Source organism: Vibrio sp. 1078-1, assembly GCF_033340475.1.
In genome coordinates, this window is the sequence record NZ_JAWOWM010001002.1 from 1 (window position 1) to 500 (window position 500).

The 500-nt window shown below is 43.6% G+C and carries 2 pseudogenes; one reads left to right on the forward strand and one right to left on the reverse strand.

What is annotated here, in order from left to right:
* A pseudogene (locus tag R7190_RS31300) lies at positions 1–193 on the forward strand (DUF4442 domain-containing protein); the annotation flags it as partial.
* Between the two features lie 17 nt (positions 194–210).
* On the opposite strand, the pseudogene R7190_RS31305 reads toward R7190_RS31300, so the two are convergent.
* Positions 211–500, reverse strand: a pseudogene (locus tag R7190_RS31305) (hypothetical protein); the annotation flags it as partial.

Below are 500 nucleotides of genomic sequence, written 5' to 3' on the forward strand. Positions count from 1 at the left end.
TCATTTCGTTTGTAATGACGGCCATGTCATTGATGAGATGCTAGACCATACTATTGCCACTGGAGAACGTGTTAATCGTGATGTGAAGATCATCGCGTTGTGTCCGAGCCTACATGGTCAGGAGCCGATGGCAGAGTTTGCGCTTACTCTATCCATAAAAAAAGCAGCTCAACATACAAAGAAGGCTGCTTAATAGTTTGAATCCGTTTTTTAATTGAGCTCGATTTTCTCGATAGAGACTATTTTCGAGCGGTTTAGCACGACTTTCCAACGGTAGTAAACGGGCGCATCAGTGTGGTTGTCTTCTTTGACGATCACATTGAGTAAATGACGTTTCTCTACAGACTCTTTGGTCACTTGCCCTTCATTTAGACGATAAACGCGGTTTGAGCTCTTATCCATTAGGCGGATGATCGGGCGCAAACTGATGTTCAACGTTTCTCGAGTCTGTTCGTAACCACTTAAAAAGAGCGACGTCGCCATTTCTGTTTTTTCATGGT